The organism is Klebsiella quasipneumoniae subsp. quasipneumoniae (assembly GCF_020525925.1).
Classification (GTDB): Bacteria; Pseudomonadota; Gammaproteobacteria; order Enterobacterales; family Enterobacteriaceae; genus Klebsiella; species Klebsiella quasipneumoniae.
In genome coordinates this window covers 4,071,350-4,090,902 of the sequence record NZ_CP084876.1, presented here as the reverse complement: position 1 = coordinate 4,090,902, position 19,553 = coordinate 4,071,350, and the positions used below count along the sequence as shown (strand labels likewise).

Annotated in this window: 19 protein-coding genes, 1 other RNA gene and 1 pseudogene; 14 read left to right on the top strand and 7 right to left on the bottom strand. The window is 57.2% G+C overall.

From position 1 onward, the window contains the following. Positions 1 to 207 precede the first annotated feature (207 nt). Both glnK and amtB read left to right on the top strand, forming a co-directional pair. Positions 208 to 546: a P-II family nitrogen regulator gene (gene glnK / locus LGM20_RS19730; protein WP_002891893.1), complete on the top strand. Its 339-nt coding sequence runs from the start codon at positions 208 to 210 to the stop codon at positions 544 to 546. Between the two features lie 33 nt (positions 547 to 579). Continuing rightward, entirely contained in the window at positions 580 to 1,866 is a 1,287-nt protein-coding gene (gene amtB / locus LGM20_RS19725; protein WP_044521270.1) for an ammonium transporter AmtB, read from the top strand. Positions 1,867 to 1,916: 50 nt separating this feature from the next. Here the strand turns inward: amtB and tesB are convergent, their stop codons facing one another. Continuing rightward, complete coding sequence (tesB, locus tag LGM20_RS19720; protein WP_032453859.1) at positions 1,917 to 2,780, bottom strand: acyl-CoA thioesterase II; 864 nt, start codon at positions 2,778 to 2,780, stop codon at positions 1,917 to 1,919. 216 nt (positions 2,781 to 2,996) lie between these two features. Here tesB and LGM20_RS19715 point away from each other — a divergent pair, with 216 nt between their 5' ends. After that, positions 2,997 to 3,488, top strand: coding sequence for a YbaY family lipoprotein (locus LGM20_RS19715; RefSeq protein WP_023288625.1), 492 nt, complete (start codon positions 2,997 to 2,999; stop codon positions 3,486 to 3,488). A 37-nt stretch (positions 3,489 to 3,525) separates the two neighbouring features. Here LGM20_RS19715 and LGM20_RS19710 read toward each other — a convergent pair whose 3' ends face one another. Next, entirely contained in the window at positions 3,526 to 3,837 is a 312-nt protein-coding gene (locus LGM20_RS19710; protein ID WP_023288626.1) for an MGMT family protein, read from the bottom strand. A 65-nt stretch (positions 3,838 to 3,902) separates the two neighbouring features. Beyond that, positions 3,903 to 4,310: a hypothetical protein gene (locus tag LGM20_RS19705; protein ID WP_017898905.1), complete on the bottom strand. Its 408-nt coding sequence runs from the start codon at positions 4,308 to 4,310 to the stop codon at positions 3,903 to 3,905. A gap of 241 nt (positions 4,311 to 4,551) precedes the next feature. Here LGM20_RS19705 and ffs point away from each other — a divergent pair. From ffs to LGM20_RS19690, 3 genes are all read left to right on the top strand, one after another. After that, an RNA gene (gene ffs / locus LGM20_RS19700) (signal recognition particle sRNA small type) lies at positions 4,552 to 4,648 on the top strand. A gap of 308 nt (positions 4,649 to 4,956) precedes the next feature. After that, entirely contained in the window at positions 4,957 to 5,214 is a 258-nt protein-coding gene (locus LGM20_RS19695; RefSeq protein WP_023288627.1) for a hypothetical protein, read from the top strand. Further along, positions 5,211 to 5,426, top strand: coding sequence for a hypothetical protein (locus tag LGM20_RS19690; RefSeq protein ID WP_004142688.1), 216 nt, complete (start codon positions 5,211 to 5,213; stop codon positions 5,424 to 5,426). Before LGM20_RS19695 ends, LGM20_RS19690 begins: the two co-directional genes overlap by 4 nt. 134 nt (positions 5,427 to 5,560) lie before the next feature. On the opposite strand, the gene yczR is transcribed toward LGM20_RS19690, so the two are convergent. After that, entirely contained in the window at positions 5,561 to 6,988 is a 1,428-nt protein-coding gene (yczR, locus tag LGM20_RS19685) for a MocR-like transcription factor YczR (protein ID WP_044521273.1), read from the bottom strand. Between the two features lie 88 nt (positions 6,989 to 7,076). On the opposite strand from yczR, the gene yczE reads away from it, so the two are divergent. Continuing rightward, positions 7,077 to 7,691 carry a membrane protein YczE gene (gene yczE / locus LGM20_RS19680; RefSeq protein WP_032453862.1) on the top strand — a complete coding sequence of 205 codons (615 nt, stop codon included), beginning with the start codon at positions 7,077 to 7,079 and terminating at the stop codon, positions 7,689 to 7,691. Between the two features lie 44 nt (positions 7,692 to 7,735). Here yczE and LGM20_RS19675 read toward each other — a convergent pair whose 3' ends face one another. Further along, the gene (locus LGM20_RS19675) at positions 7,736 to 8,572 is read right to left on the bottom strand and encodes a nickel/cobalt efflux protein RcnA (RefSeq protein ID WP_044521274.1); all 837 of its coding nucleotides are present in this window, start codon (positions 8,570 to 8,572) and stop codon (positions 7,736 to 7,738) included. Positions 8,573 to 8,737: 165 nt separating this feature from the next. Between LGM20_RS19675 and LGM20_RS19670 the strand changes: the two genes are divergently transcribed. Further along, entirely contained in the window at positions 8,738 to 9,010 is a 273-nt protein-coding gene (locus LGM20_RS19670; RefSeq protein WP_004204767.1) for a metal-sensing transcriptional repressor, read from the top strand. A gap of 62 nt (positions 9,011 to 9,072) precedes the next feature. On the opposite strand, the pseudogene LGM20_RS19665 reads toward LGM20_RS19670, so the two are convergent. After that, positions 9,073 to 10,632: pseudogene (locus tag LGM20_RS19665) on the bottom strand (EAL domain-containing protein). A 235-nt stretch (positions 10,633 to 10,867) separates the two neighbouring features. After that, positions 10,868 to 11,977, bottom strand: coding sequence for an ABC transporter ATP-binding protein (locus LGM20_RS19660; protein ID WP_044521277.1), 1,110 nt, complete (start codon positions 11,975 to 11,977; stop codon positions 10,868 to 10,870). A gap of 354 nt (positions 11,978 to 12,331) precedes the next feature. On the opposite strand from LGM20_RS19660, the gene LGM20_RS19655 reads away from it, so the two are divergent. The 6 genes from LGM20_RS19655 to LGM20_RS19630 all read left to right on the top strand — a co-directional run bounded on the left by LGM20_RS19655 (position 12,332) and on the right by LGM20_RS19630 (position 19,470). Further along, positions 12,332 to 13,564, top strand: a complete 1,233-nt coding sequence (locus LGM20_RS19655; RefSeq protein WP_044521281.1) for a maltodextrin ABC transporter substrate-binding protein — start codon at positions 12,332 to 12,334, stop codon at positions 13,562 to 13,564. 62 nt (positions 13,565 to 13,626) lie between these two features. After that, the gene (locus tag LGM20_RS19650) at positions 13,627 to 14,934 is read left to right on the top strand and encodes a carbohydrate ABC transporter permease (protein ID WP_017898898.1); all 1,308 of its coding nucleotides are present in this window, start codon (positions 13,627 to 13,629) and stop codon (positions 14,932 to 14,934) included. Positions 14,935 to 14,944: 10 nt separating this feature from the next. Beyond that, positions 14,945 to 15,796, top strand: coding sequence for a sugar ABC transporter permease (locus LGM20_RS19645; protein ID WP_004204761.1), 852 nt, complete (start codon positions 14,945 to 14,947; stop codon positions 15,794 to 15,796). A gap of 4 nt (positions 15,797 to 15,800) precedes the next feature. After that, positions 15,801 to 17,003 (top strand): glycoside hydrolase family 53 protein, encoded by a 1,203-nt coding sequence (locus tag LGM20_RS19640; RefSeq protein ID WP_044521284.1) that lies wholly within the window; start codon positions 15,801 to 15,803, stop codon positions 17,001 to 17,003. 30 nt (positions 17,004 to 17,033) lie between these two features. Next, entirely contained in the window at positions 17,034 to 19,091 is a 2,058-nt protein-coding gene (locus tag LGM20_RS19635; RefSeq protein WP_044521286.1) for a beta-galactosidase, read from the top strand. 64 nt (positions 19,092 to 19,155) lie between these two features. Further along, positions 19,156 to 19,470: a glucose PTS transporter subunit EIIB gene (locus tag LGM20_RS19630; protein WP_023288637.1), complete on the top strand. Its 315-nt coding sequence runs from the start codon at positions 19,156 to 19,158 to the stop codon at positions 19,468 to 19,470. The last annotated feature ends 83 nt before the right edge of the window (positions 19,471 to 19,553 follow it).

Below are 19,553 nucleotides of genomic sequence, written 5' to 3'. Positions count from 1 at the left end.
TCGTGGTGCAAAAACGTTACATCAAATGCACCGCCATGGTGCATTTTTGCCCGTTAAACGCCTTTACGCAGGCTAATGCCTGACCTCTCGCCTGTTTTTTGCCATCAAAGGGCCGCTCAGCGGCCTTTTTTCATTTCTGGCATAGCCCTTGCTTTATATCCATCGTGTTAGCTGCGGCCATTACCGAATACTGACTGGAGGGGACTTATGAAGCTGGTTACCGTGGTAATCAAACCATTCAAACTGGAAGACGTGCGTGAAGCCTTGTCTTCCATCGGCATTCAGGGCCTGACGGTCACTGAAGTCAAAGGATTTGGCCGTCAGAAAGGTCATGCGGAGCTCTACCGCGGCGCCGAGTATAGCGTCAACTTTCTGCCAAAAGTGAAGATTGATGTGGCGATCGCCGACGATCAGCTGGATGAAGTTATCGATGTCATCAGCAAAGCGGCTTACACCGGAAAAATTGGCGACGGCAAAATTTTTGTCGCTGAATTGCAGCGCGTCATTCGCATCCGTACCGGCGAAGCTGACGAAGCGGCACTGTAATTTCCAGACCACACAGTGATGGGGAACGAAACAATGAAAATGGCAACAATGAAATCGGGTCTGGGGGCGTTAGCCCTTCTTCCGGGGCTGGCGATGGCCGCGCCTGCGGTGGCGGACAAAGCCGATAATGCGTTTATGATGATTTGCACCGCGCTGGTTCTGTTTATGACTATCCCGGGGATTGCGCTGTTTTACGGCGGGCTGATCCGCGGTAAGAACGTTCTTTCCATGCTGACGCAGGTGATTGTCACCTTTGGCCTCGTCTGCGTACTGTGGGTCATTTATGGCTATACCCTGGCCTTCGGCACCGGCGGCAGCTTCTTCGGCAGCTTTGACTGGGTAATGCTGAAAAATATTGAACTGAAAGCGCTGATGGGCACCTTCTATCAGTATATCCACGTCGCCTTCCAGGGCTCGTTCGCCTGCATCACCGTCGGGCTGATCGTCGGCGCGCTGGCTGAACGTATCCGTTTCTCCGCGGTGCTGATTTTCGTGGTAGTGTGGATGACGCTCTCCTACGTGCCGATTGCGCATATGGTCTGGGGCGGCGGTCTGCTGGCGACCCATGGCGCGCTGGATTTCGCCGGCGGCACCGTTGTGCACATCAACGCCGCGGTCGCCGGGCTGGTGGGCGCCTATATGATGGGCAAACGCGTGGGCTTCGGCAAAGAAGCGTTCAAACCGCATAACCTGCCGATGGTGTTCACCGGCACCGCTATCCTCTATGTGGGCTGGTTCGGCTTCAACGCCGGCTCTGCCAGCGCAGCGAATGAAATCGCGGCCCTGGCGTTCGTTAACACCGTCGTGGCGACCGCCGCGGCTATCCTGGCGTGGACCTTTGGCGAATGGGCTCTGCGCGGCAAACCTTCACTGCTGGGCGCCTGCTCCGGGGCAATTGCCGGTCTGGTTGGCGTTACGCCGGCGTGTGGTTATATCGGTGTCGGCGGCGCGCTGATCGTCGGTATCGCCTCTGGCCTGGCGGGCATCTGGGGCGTGACTGCGCTGAAACGCTGGCTGCGTGTGGATGACCCTTGCGACGTCTTCGGCGTCCACGGCGTCTGCGGCATCGTCGGCTGTATCCTGACCGGTATCTTCGCGGCGGCTTCTCTGGGCGGCGTCGGTTATGCGGAAGGCGTCACCATGGGCCATCAGCTGCTGGTGCAGCTGGAAAGTATCGGCATTACCGTGGTCTGGTCCGGCGTCGTCGCTTTCATCGGCTACAAAGTGGCGGATATGACCGTAGGGCTACGCGTACCGGAAGAGCAGGAGCGCGAAGGGCTGGACGTCAACAGCCATGGCGAAAACGCCTACAACGCCTGACAGAAAACCCTTCTCCATGTAGCAAAAAGCCTCCCGTCAGGGAGGCTTTTTTATGCGTTGCGGTTGCGCATCACCCCTTCCTGGACCGTTGAGGCAACCAGCGTGCCATCCTGCGTGTAAAACTCGCCGCGAACGAAGCCGCGGGCGCTGGAGGCCGAGGTGCTTTCAACGCTGTACAGCAGCCACTCATTGATATTAAACGGCCGATGGAACCACATTGAGTGGTCGATGGTGGCGACCTGCATGCCGGGCTCAAGGAAACCAACGCCGTGCGGCTGCAGCGCCACCGGCAGGAAGTTAAAGTCCGAGGCATAGCCCAGCAGATACTGATGAATGCGCAGATCGTCGGGGACGGCGCCGTTGGCGCGCAGCCAGACCTGGCGCGCCGGCTCGGCGATATGGCCTTTCATCGGGTTATGAAATTCCACCGGGCGGATCTCCAGCGGCTTATCGCAGAGGAATTTGTCTTTCACCTGCGGCGGCAGGAGATGCGCCAGCTTGCGGGCGATGTCGGTTTCCGAAGGAAGTCCGTCAGGGGAGGGGGCGTCCGGCATCGCTTTCTGATGCTCATAGCCGTGCTCTGGCGCCTGGAAGGAGGCGGTCATATAGAAGATCGGCTTCCCGTTCTGGATAGCGGCGACCCGGCGGGCGCTAAAGCTGTTGCCGTCGCGCAGGACCTCCACATCGTAGACGATCGGTTTTTGACTGTCGCCGGGGCGCAGAAAGTAGCTGTGAAACGAATGCACCAGACGTTCAACGGGCACGGTCTCTTTTGCGGCATACAGCGCCTGGCCCACCACCTGGCCGCCAAAAACCTGGCGCAATCCCAGGTCTTCGCTCTGTCCACGGAACAACCCTTCCTCAATTTTTTCCAGATCTAATAATGCCAGCAGGTTAGAGAGTGCCTGACTCATACTTATCCTCAATTAACAATGGCGGCGCCGTGCGCGTAATGTGGCAAAGTATAACCTGGAATCGCAAGTGGTCCGATCGGTGTAATAATCTGAATAACAACCGGTCAACAGGAAGAAATCTGAGATCTGTGCCACACTTATTGACGACACGAAAGTTCCTGCCGGCGAAGCGGCGGAACATCCTCCTGGGTATAAAGGGATGATAAGGAGAACATCATGAAATTTGCCTATATGTTTAGTGCCTTAGCCGTCGCCGCGACGCTGACCGCCTGTGCTAATCACCACTCCACCAGTTCTTCCGCTCAGGCAGCCGCACCCGACCCTTACGGTATTGCGACGCTGAGCGTGGCGCAGCAGCAGCCGAGCGTCACGGGGACGATTAATATCCGCCAGAGAATCGCATTACCGCCGGATGCGGTGCTGACGGTGACCCTGTCGGATGCTTCTCTGGCAGATGCGCCAGCCCGCGTATTGTCGCAAAAAGCGGTGCGTACCGAAGGCAAGCAGGCGCCATTTAACTTTGCCCTGCCTTACAACCCGGCAGATATTCAACCGAACGCCCGCATTCTGTTGAGCGCAGCGATTACGGTTAATGGCCAGCTGATGTTCATTACCGATACCGTGCAGACGGTGATCAACCAGGGGGGCACCCATGCCGACCTGACGCTGGTTCCGGTTCAGCAGACCGCCGTGCCTGTCGCACAGTAAGCTCGATGAGCCCCCGGATGGGGGCTTTTTTTTGTCTTCAGTAAACCCAGCGATAGTGCTGGAGATCGATATGGCCGCTGCCGGAGACCTGTACCCCTTCGGCCAGCAATGCCTGACGCTGCCGCTGCAGATCGGGGCCGGTGAGGGAGATATCGCCATGGCGATTGACCACCCGATGCCAGGGCAGAGTGGACCCTTCCGGCAGACGCTTCAGCACACCGCCCACCTGGCGCGCCGCGCGCGGAGAACCGGCCAGCCTGGCGACATCGCCATAGGTCGTGACATACCCTTCCGGTATTGACGCCACAATGTGCCAGACACGTTGGGGAAATGTATCGAGCGGATCCATATTCAGTCCTGTTACCCGAAAAATGCCAGCATAAGCGCTGATCTGCAGGCTGTACAGCCTGCAGATCAGGCGGGCTGTTCGACGGTGAACGTCAGGGCCAGGCCGAGGATCTGCATGCCATGGACATTGTCGGAAGGTGAACTGGCGATGAGGCTCTCCAGGAATTTTAACCGCTGCGAGGTGGCGTTGATGATCAGCTTCGCGCGCAGGCCCGGCATGGTCAGCGACGAGATGGGGTAGACCACCCGACCGCTGATGTAGACCGGTAGCTTGCGCAGTTCCACCTGACGCAGCACGCCAACGGTGGAATAGAGCAGCGCCAGCGGCGTGACCGCCCGCACCGGCGCCTGACTGATAGTCACGAAGTCGAGCATTTTTTCAGGGCGCAGATAATTCACCCCCTGAAAGGCGATGGTCATCCCTTCAATGGCGGGCAAAGGCAGAGTGATGGTCTGTGGTGATGAGTCAGTCATTCGATTACCGTAGAGACAATGCGCTGATGATAAAAGAGAACATAAGGTGGATAAGTATGGTGGATATCCCGGCAGTGTGCTGAGCGCACGCTCTCACTCTCACAGATTGAGCGTGAGTGACTGGTTTTATTCGCGTTATTGCGCAATAAACCAGCAGGCAGTCGGGGCGCGCTTGCAATTCACCAGGTCAGCAGGGATAATGCGCCAGCGCGTTGGGTAACAACGCTCTCAATGGGGGCTCTGTTGGTTCTCCCGCAACGCTACTCTGTTTACCAGGTCAGGTCCGGAAGGAAGCAGCCAGAGCAGACGACGTGTGTGCCGGGATGTAGCTGGCAGGGCCCCCACCCATTTCGCCCTCATGATATATCCCTTATATTTTCCCGGTCTTTATTCCTGCTATATTTAATACCTGATACAGATCACATATTATTTTTTGTTGCTAAAACAACCCGTTTTTATTCCATAATATTGACTTGTCATAAATCTGAAATGCTACTGCAATATTAATGTCATTTTCGTGTCATAAACAAAGCGCATCTTATTGCTGGGAATTTGTTGCCAGATCCATGCTATAAATATATCTCTGGATCAGCATGTTAACTTCGTGTATTAATTATGATGATTTTATTGCACGGGAAGCGTAGCTATGACCACAGTGGTTTTGAATGTAAAAATTGACGCTGAGTTAAAAGAGAAGTTGCGTCATTATGCGGAAGTGAATAACGAGAACCTGGGTACGGCAACGGAAAAGCTGCTGCAGCTGGCTTTTCAGCTGGAGGCATCAGCAGGTGAGGCGGGGGTGACGGAAGAGGACATTGACAGCCAGCATACCGAAGAGGAAGCGACGCCATTAACCCCTAAAGAAATCAAAGCATTAAGAAAACTTCTGAAGAAGAAAAAATGAAACAACAATTCTCTACAGCCAGCAACTATAGCGAAGCCTGCGATATGTTGCGCTCAGGATACGTAAAACACGTCCGCCTGAACTGGAATATCGGTAGTGATGAGTTCTTTCGCATTGCCTCCGACTGGTGTGACACCGGCGCTAAAATTAAAAAAGATGAAGATGGCTTTATTATTTCCCTGAAAGGGTTTCCTATTCCGCGCCAGCATTAATGAAATTGCCTTATTTCCGTCACCGGGTTGCCATAACCAGATGGCAGGATACCCAGGCAATTTTATAAAAACATCTCATATACCTCATGGATGACGGACTTTTGACGGGCTGAAGCCAGCCCGTCGATATTTTCTTATATTATTTTCCGCAAACGCGTATTTTCCCGCTGTTCTGCAAGGCTATGCCACAATGGTTGTAGCGTGGAGAAGGCCTGGCGCAATGCTTCGTCCGGCAAGGTAAACGGCAGACGTAAATAGCGATCGAACGCGCCCTCCAGACCAAACCGCGTCCCGGTGCCGATATGGATCCCCTGGCTTTCCGCCCGCGCAGAGAACAGGGTGGCCAGCATGTCAGGGAGTTCCACCCAAAAAGAGAGTCCGCCTTCCGGTGGCGTAAAGCGCCAGCGGGGAAAATACTCTTTCATCAGCACTTCGCACATGTCCCGGCGCGCCTGCAGCATCTCCCGTCGCGGCGGCAGCAGCGTGGCGGCGTTTGCCAGCAGCCAGCTGCAGGCCAACTGCTCCAGCAGCGGCGTACCCAGGTCCAGAGAGTCGCGGGCCTGAATCAGCGAGGCGATCGTTCGCGCGCTGGCGCGGATCCAGCCGATGCGCAGTCCCCCCCAGAAACTTTTCCCGGCCGAACCGATAGTGATCACCGCGGCATCGGGATTAAAGCAGGCCAGCGGCGGCGGGGGCGGGGCGTTATACCAGAGGTCGACCATGGTCTCATCGATCACCAGCGTTGTTCGCGTCCTGGCCGCGATGTCCGCGACCCGCTGGCGGGTAGGGGCATCCATACAGCGCCCGGTAGGGTTGTGAAAATCCGGCATCAGCCATGCCAGACGCGGCGCGGTCTGCGCAATGGTCGCCGCTAATCCATCGCAGTCCCATCCCTGCTGGGGGAGTGCGACCCCGACGGGCCGGCAGGAGGCGCCCTGAATGGCGCTGATGGCCATTGGATAGGTCGGGGCGTCAATGACCACCCGGTCACCGGGGCCGGTGAACAGACGCAGGATCAGCGCGAAGGCGCTGAGCGCGCCGTTGACCACCATCACTTCATCGGGCCGCGTCGGCAGGCCACGTTCGCTGTAGCGCCGGGCAATCGCTTCCCGCAGCACCGGGAGCCCCTGCTGATCGTAGCCGGTCTGGGTGAGATAGGGCGGCAGCAGGGTCATGGCGTGCTGGAAGGCCTGATGGACCTCCGGACCGGCGCTGAGGGCAGCGGTAGAGAGATTGATCGTCGAGGGGGTCGCAGAGTGCGGCGGCAGATCGGCAGGGCGTTCCGGCAGGACAATGCGCGACCCGCTCCCCTGGCGGCTATGGAGAAACCCCTCCTCCCGCAGCTGGCCGAGGGCGCTGGCGATGGTCGTCCGGCTGACGTTGAGGGCTGCCGCCAGCTCGCGCTCGCCGGGCAGGCGCGTCTGTAGCGTCAGACGGCCATCGAGGATCAGCAGGCGGAGCGCTTCCGCCAGCTGGCGCCATAGCGGTGTGCGGGAACTGGACTCCTGCCAGTTGCCAAGCAGGCGTACCAGGGACTGTGTTCCAAAGCGTCGGGCTGACATAGCGATCCACTTTTCCAAAACTGGCCATTAATTATCAGTCCATTTTTGCTGATGATGAGGGCATTCGCAATGATGTTGAGGAAAAAATATGCTTCGTCGCCTGCTGCAGTTATATATCGGTCTGGTGCTCTACGGCGTGTCCACGGCGCTCTTCGTGCATGCTAATCTCGGCGCCGATCCGTGGGACGTTTTTCATCTTGGGGTGGCTAAACAGCTGGGGATCAGTTTCGGGACCGTGATTATCCTGACCGGCGCCGCGGTGCTGCTGCTATGGATCCCGATTCGGCAGATGCCGGGGCTCGGCACGGTGAGTAATGTTATCGTGCTGGGGCTGGCGGCGGACGCCACGCTGGCCGTCCTGCCTCCGCTGGAGTCGCTGGTGGCGCGCAGTGCGCTGCTGGTGGTGGCGATTGTGATGAACGCTATCGCCACCGGGATGTACATTGGCGCGGGCTTTGGCCCGGGTCCGCGCGATGGCCTGATGACCGGCCTGCACGCTCGCACCGGCTGGTCATTGCGCGGTATCCGTACGGCGATCGAGCTCTCCGTGTTGCTGATTGGCTGTCTGCTGGGGGGCAAGTTTGGCGTCGGAACCGTCATTTACGCGCTGTCGATTGGGCCGCTGATCCAGCTGTGCCTGCCGTGGTTCAGCCAGCCCGTCCGCCGCCGGGCGGTCAGCACTCCCCGGGAGAGCGTCTCCTGAAGGGAACCCGCGCCCTCGTCGTCAAGAAGAGGGCGCATTGTGGTTTACAGGCCGCTCAGGCCATGAAGCATCATGTAGATCCCCACCACAATAATCAGTAAGCCTGAGATCCAGGGCGCTTTGCGCGAGATGTCGTTAAGCCACGGCCAGCGGCGGGTGGCATGTTTCATGCTCAGGGCGGCGATAGCCCCGGAAGCCACCAGCGTCAGCGCCAGACCGACGCTAAAGCCCAGTACCAGCGTGGCGCCCAGCGAGAATTTCTTCAGCTGTAAACAGATAAGCAGCACGGTAATGGACGCCGGGCAGGGGATCAGCCCGCCGGTCAGGCCAAACATCACAATCTGCCCGGTCGTCACCTGGCGGCCATCGAAGCGCCGGTTAATCTCCTGAGCATGGGCCCGCTGATGCGCGTCCTGCCACTCCTCCGCCACCAGCGGCGCGCCAGGGGAGTGAGAATGATGGTGGTCATGATGTTCATGATGATGATGGTCATGGTCATGGTCGTGCCCGTGCTGAGGATGATGGTGGTGGGCGTGGGGCCGCGATTCGCGCCAGGTGCGCCAGAGCATCCAGCAGGCAATCAACACAATGACAATCCCCGAGATCAGCTGAAACCAGGGCTCAGAAGTCTGGGCGTTCCAGCCGCGGCCAAACCACAGGCCGGCCATGGCGATCAGCCAGACCACCGCGGTATGCGAGACCGTCGCCGCCAGCCCCAACAGAACCGCCTGCTTTAAGGTTCCCCGTACTGCCACGATAAAGGCGGCCATCATCGTTTTTGAGTGGCCGGGTTCAAGGCCGTGCAGCGCGCCGAGCAGTATCGCGCTGGGAATAAACAGCCAGGCATTGCCCTGCTGCAGAAGGGAAGTGAAATCGTTCATATCGGGATCCTTGCCAAAAGTGGCTCTATGCTACTCCCCCCCCAGTAGTAAAATACTACCCCCCAGTAGAAAAAGAGGCTGATAAAAGGGATCATGCTATGCTGGCAGGCGTTGCCGGCGTCGAAGGTCGGGCAATGACGGCAGAATAAAACGGTGGATCGCGCAATGTCACACACAGTGAGAGACAAAAAGAAGTTACTGACCCGGCTGAAGAAAATTCAGGGGCAGAGTACCGCATTAGAGAAAATGCTTAATCGCGAGCATGAGTGCGCTGAGGTGCTACAGCAGCTGGCGGCGATCCGCGGCGCGGTCAATGGCATGATGCTGCAGGTTATCCAGGGGCATCTGACCGACCATGTGGTGAAAGAGCCAGATGAGACGCAGCGTGAAGCGGATCTGGAGACGGTGATGCAGGTGATTAAATCCTATCTGAAGTAGCCTCCGGCAGAGGGCGGCGAAGAGGCTGCGCCCGCTGACCTTCTGCGCAGGCTGCCTGCCGCTTAATGCGCATGGAGATTATCTTCCGCCCACTGAATAAATGACTCTTTTGGCAGCGCTTTGCTGTACAGCCACCCCTGGGCGTACTGAACGCCATGCTGTCGCAGCCAGTCGCGCTGGCTTTCGGTTTCCACCCCTTCGGCGACGGTGGTCAGATTGAGCGCCTTGGCCATTTCAATAATGTGCGGCGTCAGCGGCCGGTACTCGAGGGTATCGACAAAGGATTTATCGATTTTCAGCGTGTCGACGTCCAGCTTCTGCAGATAGCTCAGGCTGGAGTAGCCGGTACCGAAATCGTCAATCGAGATCCGATGGCCAGCCTGACGGTAGTGAGCGATCACCGGCATGGTGGTCTCCGGGTCGACAAACCCGCGCTCGGTGATCTCAAGGATGATCTGTTCGGCGGCGATCCCCCAGTGCTGCAGCTGATCGTGTAACAGCGTGGGCAGGGTGGGAGAGCGTAAGTCATCCACCGACAGGTTGATGGAGATATGCACTTCCGGCCGCTGCCTCAGCTAGGGGCCCAGATCGGCGAAAATTTTCCTGACGATATCTTCCGTCAGCTGGGTGATCAGCCCGGTCTGCTCGGCCAGGGGAATAAAGATATCCGGCGATAAATAGGTACCGTCGGGTTGCTGCCAGCGCGCCAGCGCTTCGGCTCCGGCGATTTTCCCGTCCTGCAATGAAATAATCGGCTGATAGTGAACCTGAATCGCCTGGGAATGGAGGGCGTCCAGCATACTGTTACGCGGTGAACGCAGGTGTCTCAGCAGGCGCAGCAGCAGCCAGGTGGCAAGCAGGCTGGTGAAGATGCCGGCCGGGAGCCAGAAGATCAACTGCTGTCGTATGTGCTGCTGCAGGGGCAGGGTGGATGACCAGGTCACAATGCCGGATCCCAGCTCGGGAATGCGCTGGATCCGGTAGACCGTATTATCCAGGGTAAGCATATTCAGGTGCGGGTCTTTAATCCGTTGCCAGGCCTTCGCCGGCAGCGGCTGGCTGCTGATCACCATTTTCAGATGGTCCAAACCAAACAGCATGCTATGGATCTTCTCCTCGCTGACGGGCGCCACATCAATGAAGGAGATGGGATCGATCATTACCATATGCTGCTGGCTGGCCATGGCCGTCATCTGGTGATTGAGGCCAAGATCGTTAATCGAGGTCAGCCAGGTGCGATAGCCGTCGGAGGCAATGTGGTCCGGTGGCGGGAAGGTCACCGCGACGCTATGGTCTTCCAGGGAGGAGCATTGCGGCACGGAATCCTGCAGCCAGAGCACTTCCTGAACGTAGCGGTGGGTATAGGCGATCCGGCGGAGCATGAGCAGATGTTCAGGGCTACAGGACGAGGCTGTATGTGCATCGGCCTCCCGCAGCGCTTCCCGGGCCTGATCGGCGACCTGCAGCGTGCGGACGACGATGCGGTTGGAATAATCATCCAGTTCACGATAGAACTGCATTTTGGCCTGCCGCGCCGCCTGCCAGATGCTGAGCGAGATGGGCAGGATGATGGCCAGTATCAGCACCCCTGTAAACAGCGCCATCAGATGCCGGGTCCTCATGCCTGTGTCCTTATCGTTCGCCGGGTGTCATCAGTATATGCGAAAGATAAACCGGGCGCAGTGGGAGAAATCGCGCTGTGTGGGGAAAAAAACCGGCATCACAATAGCCTGCGATGCCGGGAGAGAAGGATGATTCCGATGCAGCAGAATAAAAATGAGGGTGTGAATGCCGGGCAGGATGTATTCCGGCATTCAGTCGCAGCATACGCTGCGCAGATGACAGCAATATGTTGGCTTAGTGCGCGTCTGGTGCCGTGATATCGGCGCTGATGCGCAGATCGTTCTCATCAAACACCATGCAGAAGCGGTCATCGAAGGCCAGATTAATCTTCTGCCACGGGCGGAAATGGACGTCGCCGGGCAGCAGAACCTTGACGTTATCGTGACAATAGCACTGGCCGAACAGGTAGGTATTGTTGCCCAGACGTTCCACCACTTCACATTGAAACTCCACCAGGGTACCGGTGGAGACTTCAGGCGTGAGGTGCTCTGGCCGGATCCCCAGCGTTACCGCGGCGCCGGGGTTAAGCGGTTGGGTGGCAACGTTCAGGGTGAGCTGATGGTCCTGGGCGAGGGTGACCGTTAAACGCTCTGGCTGCCAGTCGCTGACGGTGGCGGGTAAAAAGTTCATCTTTGGCGAGCCGATAAAACCGGCGACGAATTTGTTGACCGGATTGTAGTAAAGCGCCATCGGCGAACCCATTTGTTCAACCTTTCCGTAGTTCATGACCACGATTTTATCAGCGAGAGTCATCGCCTCCACCTGATCGTGCGTGACATACACCATGGTGGTCTTCAGCTCCTGGTGCAGGCGGGCAATATGCAGGCGCATATCGACGCGCAGTTCCGCGTCGAGGTTAGAAAGCGGCTCATCGAACATAAACACCCGGGGATTACGCACGATAGCGCGGCCAATGGCCACGCGCTGCCGCTGGCCGCCGGAGAGCTGCTTCGGTTTACGGTCCAGCAGGTGAGAGAGCTGCAGCGTTTTGGCCACCATTTCCACCTGGCGACGGATCTCCGCTTTCGGCACTTTATTCACCTTCAGCCCGTAGCCCATATTCTCCGCCACCGTCATGTGCGGGTAGAGCGCGTAGGACTGAAAAACCATCGCCACGCCGCGGCGGGCGGGGACCACATCGTTCATCACCTCATCGCCGATCAGCACTTCCCCGTCGCTAACCTCTTCCAGCCCGGCAATCATACGTAACAGCGTCGATTTTCCACAGCCGGAAGGGCCGACGAAGACTGCAAACTCGCCATCTTCAATATCGAGATTGACCTGGTGCAGCGTCACCGTGCTGCCGAACCTTTTGGTGACATTCCTCAGTCGTATATTGGACATCCACATTCCCCGAAGTGAGTAGCCGTTGTTTGCCGTTGGCGTGTCGCTGAGTTGAGTGAAATTGTATTACGTGTAACAAAGCAGCGTGACGATATTCAACAGCGCTAAAATCATGTCCTGACTATAACTTCCGCGGATTTTGCGCCATACAGCGGCGTTTCATTTCTGCAAGGATGATCACACAACTGGCAGCTTATGGTAGTTTTATCCCTAATCAAAGCGTAGCGTATAACAAAAGCGAATCAGCGTCTGTTTTCTATGTAACAACGCAGTTTGAAATGATTTTTTTTCTAGCTGACAGACGTAATTCAAATAAAAACCATTAAATTGTTATACCTTCACATGAGGTTGATAATGAAAAAGAACACGCTTGCTGCACTGATCCTTACCACCCTCGCGGCGGGGCAACTTACCAGCCTGCAGGCGCAGGCCGCCGGGCAGCTCAACGTTTGGGAAGACATTAAAAAATCCACTGGCATCAAAACCGCGGTCAGCGATTTTGAGAAGCAGTACAACGTGAAGGTCAATCTGCAGGAGATGCCTTATGCCCAGCAGCTGGAAAAGCTGCGCCTCGACGGCCCGGCGGGCATTGGGCCGGACGTGCTGGTGATCCCGAATGACCAGCTCGGCGGCGCCGTCGTTCAGGGGCTTCTCTCGCCGCTCAACGTCGAGCAGGCGAAACAGGATGCCTTTACGCCAGCCTCTATCAATGCCTTCCGCATGGACAACGCGCTGTACGGCATCCCGAAAGCGGTAGAAACCCTGGTGCTTATCTACAACAAGGACCTGATCGACAAGCCGCTGGACAGCCTGCAGGCCTGGCTGGACTACTCGAAGACCCAGCGCGAGCAGAACAAATACGGCCTGCTGGCGAAGTTTGATCAGATCTACTACAGCTGGGGAGCCATTGGCCCGATGGGCGGCTATATCTTCGCGAAGAACGACGGCGGCGGTTTCAACCCGCAGCAGGTGGGGCTCAATACTCCCGGCGCTGTGGAAGCCGTGACCTTCCTGAAAAAATTCTATGCCGAGAAGGCTTTCCCTGCAGGGATCCTCGGCGATAACGGGCTGAACGCCATTGATTCGCTGTTTACCGAGAAAAAAGCGGCAGCGGTGATCAACGGCCCCTGGGCCTTCCAGCCGTATGAAGCCGCCGGTATCAACTATGGCGTGGTGCCGCTGCCGACCCTGCCGGACGGCAAGCCGATGAGCTCCTTCCTCGGCGTTAAGGGCTACGTGGTATCGACCTGGAGTAAAGACAAGGCGCTGGCGCAACAGTTTATCGAGTTCATCAACCAGCCGCAGTATGTAAAAGCCCGCTATGTCGCCACCGGCGAAATCCCGCCGCTGAAGGCGATGATTGACGACCCGGTGATTAAAAATGACGAAAAGGCCAGCGCCGTCGCCGTACAGTCGGCGCGGGCGATGGCCATGCCGGGCATTCCGGAGATGGGGGAAGTGTGGGGGCCGGCTAATGCCGCGCTTGAACTGAGCCTCACCGGCAAGCAGGCGCCGCAGGCCGCGCTCGATAACGCGGTGAAACAGATCAAGATGCAGATCGAAGCGATGCAGGCCAGCAATCAGTAATTTACCGTCACGTGAAGTCACCGAGCGGGAGGGGGACCTCCCGTTTGTAGAAGGAGTCGAGTGTGAGCATCCATTCCAGCGAAAATTTTAGCGACGCGCGCGGGCCCGGGCGCCATGCGTGGTGCGGCCTGCTGCTGGCAATCGTGCCGGGTTTCGGCCAGTTTTATCATCGCCAGTGGCTGAAGGGGCTGGTCTTCCTGGTGTTGTTGAGCAGCTTTCTGGGTATTTTTTATGATTTCCTGCGCGAGGGGCTGTGGGGGCTCTATACCCTGGGTGAAGAGGTGCCCCGGGATAACTCTATCTTCCTGTTAGCGGAGGGGATTATCAGCGTGCTGATCGTCGCTTTTGGCGTGCTGATCTATTTTCTCTCGCTGCGGGACGCGTGGCTGAACGGCAAAAAACGCGATGAGGGGGTCGCGCTGAACAGCGTTCGTAAGCAGTACCAGATGCTGCTGAGCGATGGCTTCCCGTACCTGATGATCACGCCAGGCTTTATTCTGCTGGTCTTTGTGGTGATCTTTCCCATTCTGTTTGGTTTCGCCATCGCCTTCACCAACTATAACTTGTACCACACGCCGCCGGCGAAGCTGGTGGACTGGGTGGGCCTGAAAAACTTCGTCAATATTTTCACCCTCTCCATCTGGCGCTCCACCTTCCTGGATGTGCTGCAGTGGACCGTGGTGTGGACGCTGCTGGCGACCACCCTGCAGTGTACGGTGGGCGTGCTGTTGGCGATTCTGGTGAACCAAAAAGATCTGCGCTTTAAGCCGCTGATCCGCACTATCTTTATTTTGCCGTGGGCGGTGCCGGGGTTTGTCACCATCCTCGTCTTTGCCGGGATGTTCAATGACTCCTTCGGGGTGATTAACAACGCGATCCTGTCATTCTTCGGCATCAGTCCAAAGGCATGGCTGACCGACCCGTTCTGGACCAAAACCGCGCTGATCATGATGCAGACCTGGCTTGGCTTCCCGTTTGTCTTTGCCATGACCACCGGCGTGCTGCAGGCGATCCCGGACGATCTGTATGAAGCGGCGACGATGGACGGCGCCAGCGCCTTTACCCGCCTACGCACCATCACCCTGCCGCTGGTGCTGTACGCGATCGCGCCGATCATCATCACCCAGTACACCTTCAACTTTAATAATTTCAACATCATTTATCTGTTTAACAACGGCGGCCCTGCGGTGGCGGGATCTAACGCCGGCGGGACGGATATTCTGGTGTCGTGGATCTATAAGCTGACGATGTCCTCGTCGCAGTACGCCATCGCGGCGACCATCACTATCCTGCTGTCGATCTTCGTCGTCGGCCTGGCGCTGTGGCAGTTCCGCGCCACCAAATCCTTCAAAAATGACGACATGGCGTAAGGGAAGCAACATGGCTCAATCACCCAGTATTAAACGCGAAAAGTGGATCCGACTCTCTCTCACCTGGCTGGTGGTTATCCTGGTCTCGGTGGTGATTATCTATCCGCTGGTCTGGACCGTCGGGGCGTCGCTGAACGCCGGCAATAGCCTGCTGAGTACCTCGATCATTCCGGAAAATCTGTCGTTCCAGCACTATGCCGATCTGTTCAATGGCAATGTGAATTACCTTACCTGGTACTGGAACTCGATGAAAATCAGCTTCCTGACCATGGTGCTGACCCTGATTAGCGTCAGCTTTACCGCCTACGCCTTCTCCCGCTTCCGCTTTAAAGGGCGGCAGAACGGGCTGATGCTGTTCCTGCTGCTGCAGATGATCCCGCAGTTTTCCGCGCTGATTGCCATCTTTGTGCTGTCGCAACTGCTTGGCCTGATTAACAGCCATCTGGCGCTGGTGCTGATCTACGTCGGGGGAATGATCCCGATGAACACCTGGCTGATGAAGGGGTATCTCGACGCGATCCCCAAAGATCTGGATGAGTCCGCCCGCATGGACGGCGCCAGCAGCTTTCGCATCTTTATCGAGATCATCATGCCGTTGTCGAGGCCGATCCTCGCGGTGGTGGCGCTGTTCTCCTTCACCGGCCCGCTGGGGGATTTCATCCTCTCCAGCACCATCCTGCGTACCCCGGATAAATACACCCTGCCTATCGGTCTGTATAACCTGGTGGCGCAAAAAATGGGGGCCAGCTACACCACCTACGCGGCGGGGGCGGTGCTGATTGCCGTGCCGGTCGCGATCCTCTATCTGGCGTTACAAAAATACTTCGTCTCCGGCCTGACCTCGGGCAGTACTAAAGGATAAGCACATGAAAAGATTTACACCCGCATGGCTTGCGGTTTGTCTGGCATGCAGTTTTTCCCCCCCTTCGCTGGCGGCGGACGCGCTTGAAACCCGCGCCTTTCAGGGCATGCCGGCGGACTTTATTAAAGGCGCGGATATCTCCACGCTGCTGGATGCTGAAAAGCACGGGGCGACCTTCTACGACCAGAATAACCAGCGTAAGGATCCGATCGCCATTCTGAAAGAGAACGGCGTCAACTATGTTCGCCTCCGCCTGTGGGTGGATCCGCAATCGGCAAGCGGCGAGGGCTATGGCGGTGGGAATAACGATCTGGTCACGACCCTGGCGCTGGCGAAACGCGCGAAAGCCCAGGGAATGAAGCTGCTGCTCGACTTTCATTACAGCGATTTCTGGACCGATCCCGGCAAGCAGTTCAAACCGAAGGCCTGGGAAAAGATGGATTACCCGCAGCTGAAAACGGCGATTCATGACTATACCCGGGATACCATCGCCCGCTTTAAGCAGGCGGGCGTCCTGCCGGATATGGTGCAGATCGGCAATGAGATCAATGGCGGTATGCTGTGGCCGGAAGGGAAAAGCTGGGGGCAGGGGGGCGGAGAGTTCGACCGGCTGGCTGGTCTGCTGAACGCGGCCATTGATGGCCTGAAGGCGAACCTGCACAACGGCGAGCAGGTGAAAATCATGCTGCATCTGGCTGAAGGGACCAAAAACGATACCTTCCGCTGGTGGTTTGACGAAATAGAGAAACGCCATGTGCCGTATGACGTGATCGGTTTGTCGATGTACACCTACTGGAACGGGCCGATCAGCGCCATGAAGGCCAATATGGATGACATCAGCAAACGCTATAACAAAGACGTTATTGTCGTCGAGGCGGCCTATGCCTATACCCTGGCCAATTGCGATAACGCGGAAAATAGTTTCCAGGCCAAAGAGGAAAAGGACGGGGGATATCCCGCCAGCGTGCAGGGACAATATCGCTATATCCACGATCTGATGCAGGCTGTCATCGATGTTCCCGACCAGCGCGGCAAAGGGATTTTTTACTGGGAGCCCACGTGGATTGCCGTTCCGGGAAATACCTGGGCCACCCCGGCGGGGATGAAATATATCCATGACGAATGGAAAGAGGGCAATGCGCGTGAAAATCAGGCGCTATTTGATTGCCAGGGAAAAGTATTGCCGTCGGTAAAAGTATTTAATTAATTTTTTGTCGTTCTTTTCAGGAAGTTTATTATGAATAAATTTGCACCTTTACATCCAAAGGTTAATACGCTGCTGCATGGCGCAGATTATAACCCGGAACAATGGGAGAATGACCCCGATATTATTGATAAAGACATTGCCATGATGCAGCAGGCAAAATGTAATGTGATGTCGGTGGGAATATTTAGCTGGGCGAAACTTGAGCCGCGCGAAGGGGTATTTGATTTCGCCTGGCTGGATACTATCCTCGATAAACTGTATGCCGCCGGCATTCATGTTTTTCTGGCCACGCCGAGCGGCGCGCGTCCGGCGTGGATGTCACAGCGCTATCCACAGGTTCTGCGGGTGGGGCGCGATCGGGTGCCAGCCCTGCACGGCGGCCGTCACAACCACTGTATGTCATCGCCGGTGTATCGTGAGAAGACCCTTAAAATCAATACCCTGTTGGCGGAGCGCTATTCTGCGCACCCGGCGGTGCTGGGCTGGCATATTTCCAATGAATATGGCGGCGAATGTCATTGCGAGCGTTGCCAGACTCGCTTTCGCGACTGGCTGAAGGCGCGGTACCAGACCCTGGAGAATCTCAACCAGGCCTGGTGGAGCACTTTCTGGAGCCATACCTACAGCGACTGGTCGCAGATTGAATCGCCTGCGCCGCAGGGCGAGGTGTCGATCCACGGCCTGAATCTGGACTGGCATCGCTTTAATACCGCCCAGGTGACCGATTTCTGCCGCCATGAAATCACCCCGCTGAAGGCGGCGAATGCCGCCCTGCCGGTGACCACCAACTTTATGGAGTATTTTTACGATTACGACTACTGGCAGCTGGCGGAGGTGCTGGACTTTATCTCCTGGGACAGCTATCCGATGTGGCACCGCGACAAAGACGAAACCGCGCTGGCCTGCTATACCGCGATGTATCACGACATGATGCGCAGCCTGAAGGGCGGCCAGCCGTTTGTGCTGATGGAGTCCACGCCGGGCGCCACCAACTGGCAGCCGACCAGCAAACTGAAGAAACCGGGGATGCATATTCTCTCTTCGCTGCAGGCGGTGGCGCATGGCGCCGACTCGGTGCAGTATTTCCAGTGGCGCAAGAGCCGTGGTTCGGTTGAGAAATTCCACGGCGCGGTGGTCGACCACGTTGGGCATATTGATACCCGCATTGGCCGTGAAGTCAGCCAGCTCGGCGAGATCCTCAGCAAGCTGCCGGCGGTGAGGGGGGGTCGCACCGAGGCGAAAGTGGCGATTATCTTCGACCAGCAGAACCGCTGGGCGCTTGATGACGCCCAGGGGCCGCGCAATCTGGGTATGGAGTATGAGAAGACGGTCAATGAGCACTACCGTCCGTTCTGGGAGCAGGGCATCGCCGTCGATGTGATTGACGCCGACGCTGATTTAACGCCGTACCGGCTGGTGATCGCCCCGATGTTATACATGGTGCGCGAAGGCTTTGCCGGGCGGGCGGAGGCGTTCGTCGCCAGCGGCGGCCATCTGGTGACTACCTACTGGACCGGCATCGTCAACGAGTCCGATCTCTGCTATCTCGGCGGCTTCCCGGGCCCGCTGCGCAATCTTCTGGGCATCTGGGCGGAGGAGATCGACTGTCTGAATGACGGCGAGTTTAATCTGGTGCAGGGCCTGGCCGGGAATCAGTGCGGTCTTCAGGGCCCCTATCAGGTGCGCCATCTCTGTGAACTGATCCATACCGAAAGCGCGCAGACGCTGGCCACCTACCGGGATGATTTTTATGCCGGAAGGCCAGCGGTGACGGTGAACGGCTTCGGGAAAGGTAAAGCCTGGCATGTGGCCTCCCGCAACGATTTGGCCTTCCAGCGCGACTTTTTTGCCGCCCTGAGCAAGGAGCTGGCGCTGCCGCGGGCGATCGCGGCGGATTTACCGCCCGGAGTGGTGGCCACCGCGCGCACCGACGGTGAGAGTACGTTTGTCTTCCTGCAGAACTACAGCGCGCAAAGCCATACCCTGAGCCTGCCGCCAGGGTATCGGGATTGCCTGACCGACGCGGCGGTGTCGGACCCGCTGACCCTGTCAGCATGGGATTGCCGTATTCTCCGTCGCCACGCGTAATCCTTTTTCTCCACGCCTGCTCTGCCGAGCAGGCTTTTTTTTATCTATTACCCTGGAGTTTATGATGGTGAGTTTAAAATCTTTCCTGCACTATTTCTCGCCTGCGCGTCCGGCACAGCCGTTAAGCGAAGCGGAAAAACAGCAAATCGAGGCGCTGATTCAGGCCTTCGGCGGTGAAGCGAATATTACCCAAGTGGACGCCTGTATTACCCGTCTGCGGGTAACGGTTCGTCATCTGGCGGCCGTGGACTCTGACGCATTACAGCAGCAGGGCGCGCTGGGCGTCATTATTCTTGGTCAGCAGGTTCATGCTATTTTCGGTAAGCAGTCCGATGCGCTACGTCAATTGCTGGATGACCATTTTGCCGCGCGGAAATAAATAAAATGGGATAACCTGAAAACAGGTTATCCCGAAAATAAGACAAAGACAGCAGTGGCAATAATGATTACCGGAGGGTAATT

Excerpts from the sequence above, each read along its gene's own strand:
- amtB (WP_044521270.1), top strand. The coding sequence starts at position 580 with ATGAAAATGGCAACAATGAAATCGGGTCTGGGGGCGTTAGCCCTTCTT.
- glnK (WP_002891893.1), top strand. The coding sequence starts at position 208 with ATGAAGCTGGTTACCGTGGTAATCAAACCATTCAAACTGGAAGACGTG.
- LGM20_RS19675 (WP_044521274.1), bottom strand. The coding sequence starts at position 8,572 with ATGAACGATTTCACTTCCCTTCTGCAGCAGGGCAATGCCTGGCTGTTT.
- tesB (WP_032453859.1), bottom strand. The coding sequence starts at position 2,780 with ATGAGTCAGGCACTCTCTAACCTGCTGGCATTATTAGATCTGGAAAAA.
- LGM20_RS19645 (WP_004204761.1), top strand. The coding sequence starts at position 14,945 with ATGGCTCAATCACCCAGTATTAAACGCGAAAAGTGGATCCGACTCTCT.
- LGM20_RS19635 (WP_044521286.1), top strand. The coding sequence starts at position 17,034 with ATGAATAAATTTGCACCTTTACATCCAAAGGTTAATACGCTGCTGCAT.
- LGM20_RS19690 (WP_004142688.1), top strand. The coding sequence starts at position 5,211 with ATGAAACAACAATTCTCTACAGCCAGCAACTATAGCGAAGCCTGCGAT.
- LGM20_RS19710 (WP_023288626.1), bottom strand. The coding sequence starts at position 3,837 with ATGGATCCGCTCGATACATTTCCCCAACGTGTCTGGCACATTGTGGCG.
- LGM20_RS19630 (WP_023288637.1), top strand. The coding sequence starts at position 19,156 with ATGGTGAGTTTAAAATCTTTCCTGCACTATTTCTCGCCTGCGCGTCCG.
- LGM20_RS19655 (WP_044521281.1), top strand. The coding sequence starts at position 12,332 with ATGAAAAAGAACACGCTTGCTGCACTGATCCTTACCACCCTCGCGGCG.
- yczR (WP_044521273.1), bottom strand. The coding sequence starts at position 6,988 with ATGTCAGCCCGACGCTTTGGAACACAGTCCCTGGTACGCCTGCTTGGC.
- LGM20_RS19695 (WP_023288627.1), top strand. The coding sequence starts at position 4,957 with ATGACCACAGTGGTTTTGAATGTAAAAATTGACGCTGAGTTAAAAGAG.
- LGM20_RS19640 (WP_044521284.1), top strand. The coding sequence starts at position 15,801 with ATGAAAAGATTTACACCCGCATGGCTTGCGGTTTGTCTGGCATGCAGT.
- LGM20_RS19670 (WP_004204767.1), top strand. The coding sequence starts at position 8,738 with ATGTCACACACAGTGAGAGACAAAAAGAAGTTACTGACCCGGCTGAAG.
- LGM20_RS19705 (WP_017898905.1), bottom strand. The coding sequence starts at position 4,310 with ATGACTGACTCATCACCACAGACCATCACTCTGCCTTTGCCCGCCATT.
- yczE (WP_032453862.1), top strand. The coding sequence starts at position 7,077 with ATGCTTCGTCGCCTGCTGCAGTTATATATCGGTCTGGTGCTCTACGGC.
- LGM20_RS19715 (WP_023288625.1), top strand. The coding sequence starts at position 2,997 with ATGAAATTTGCCTATATGTTTAGTGCCTTAGCCGTCGCCGCGACGCTG.
- LGM20_RS19660 (WP_044521277.1), bottom strand. The coding sequence starts at position 11,977 with ATGTCCAATATACGACTGAGGAATGTCACCAAAAGGTTCGGCAGCACG.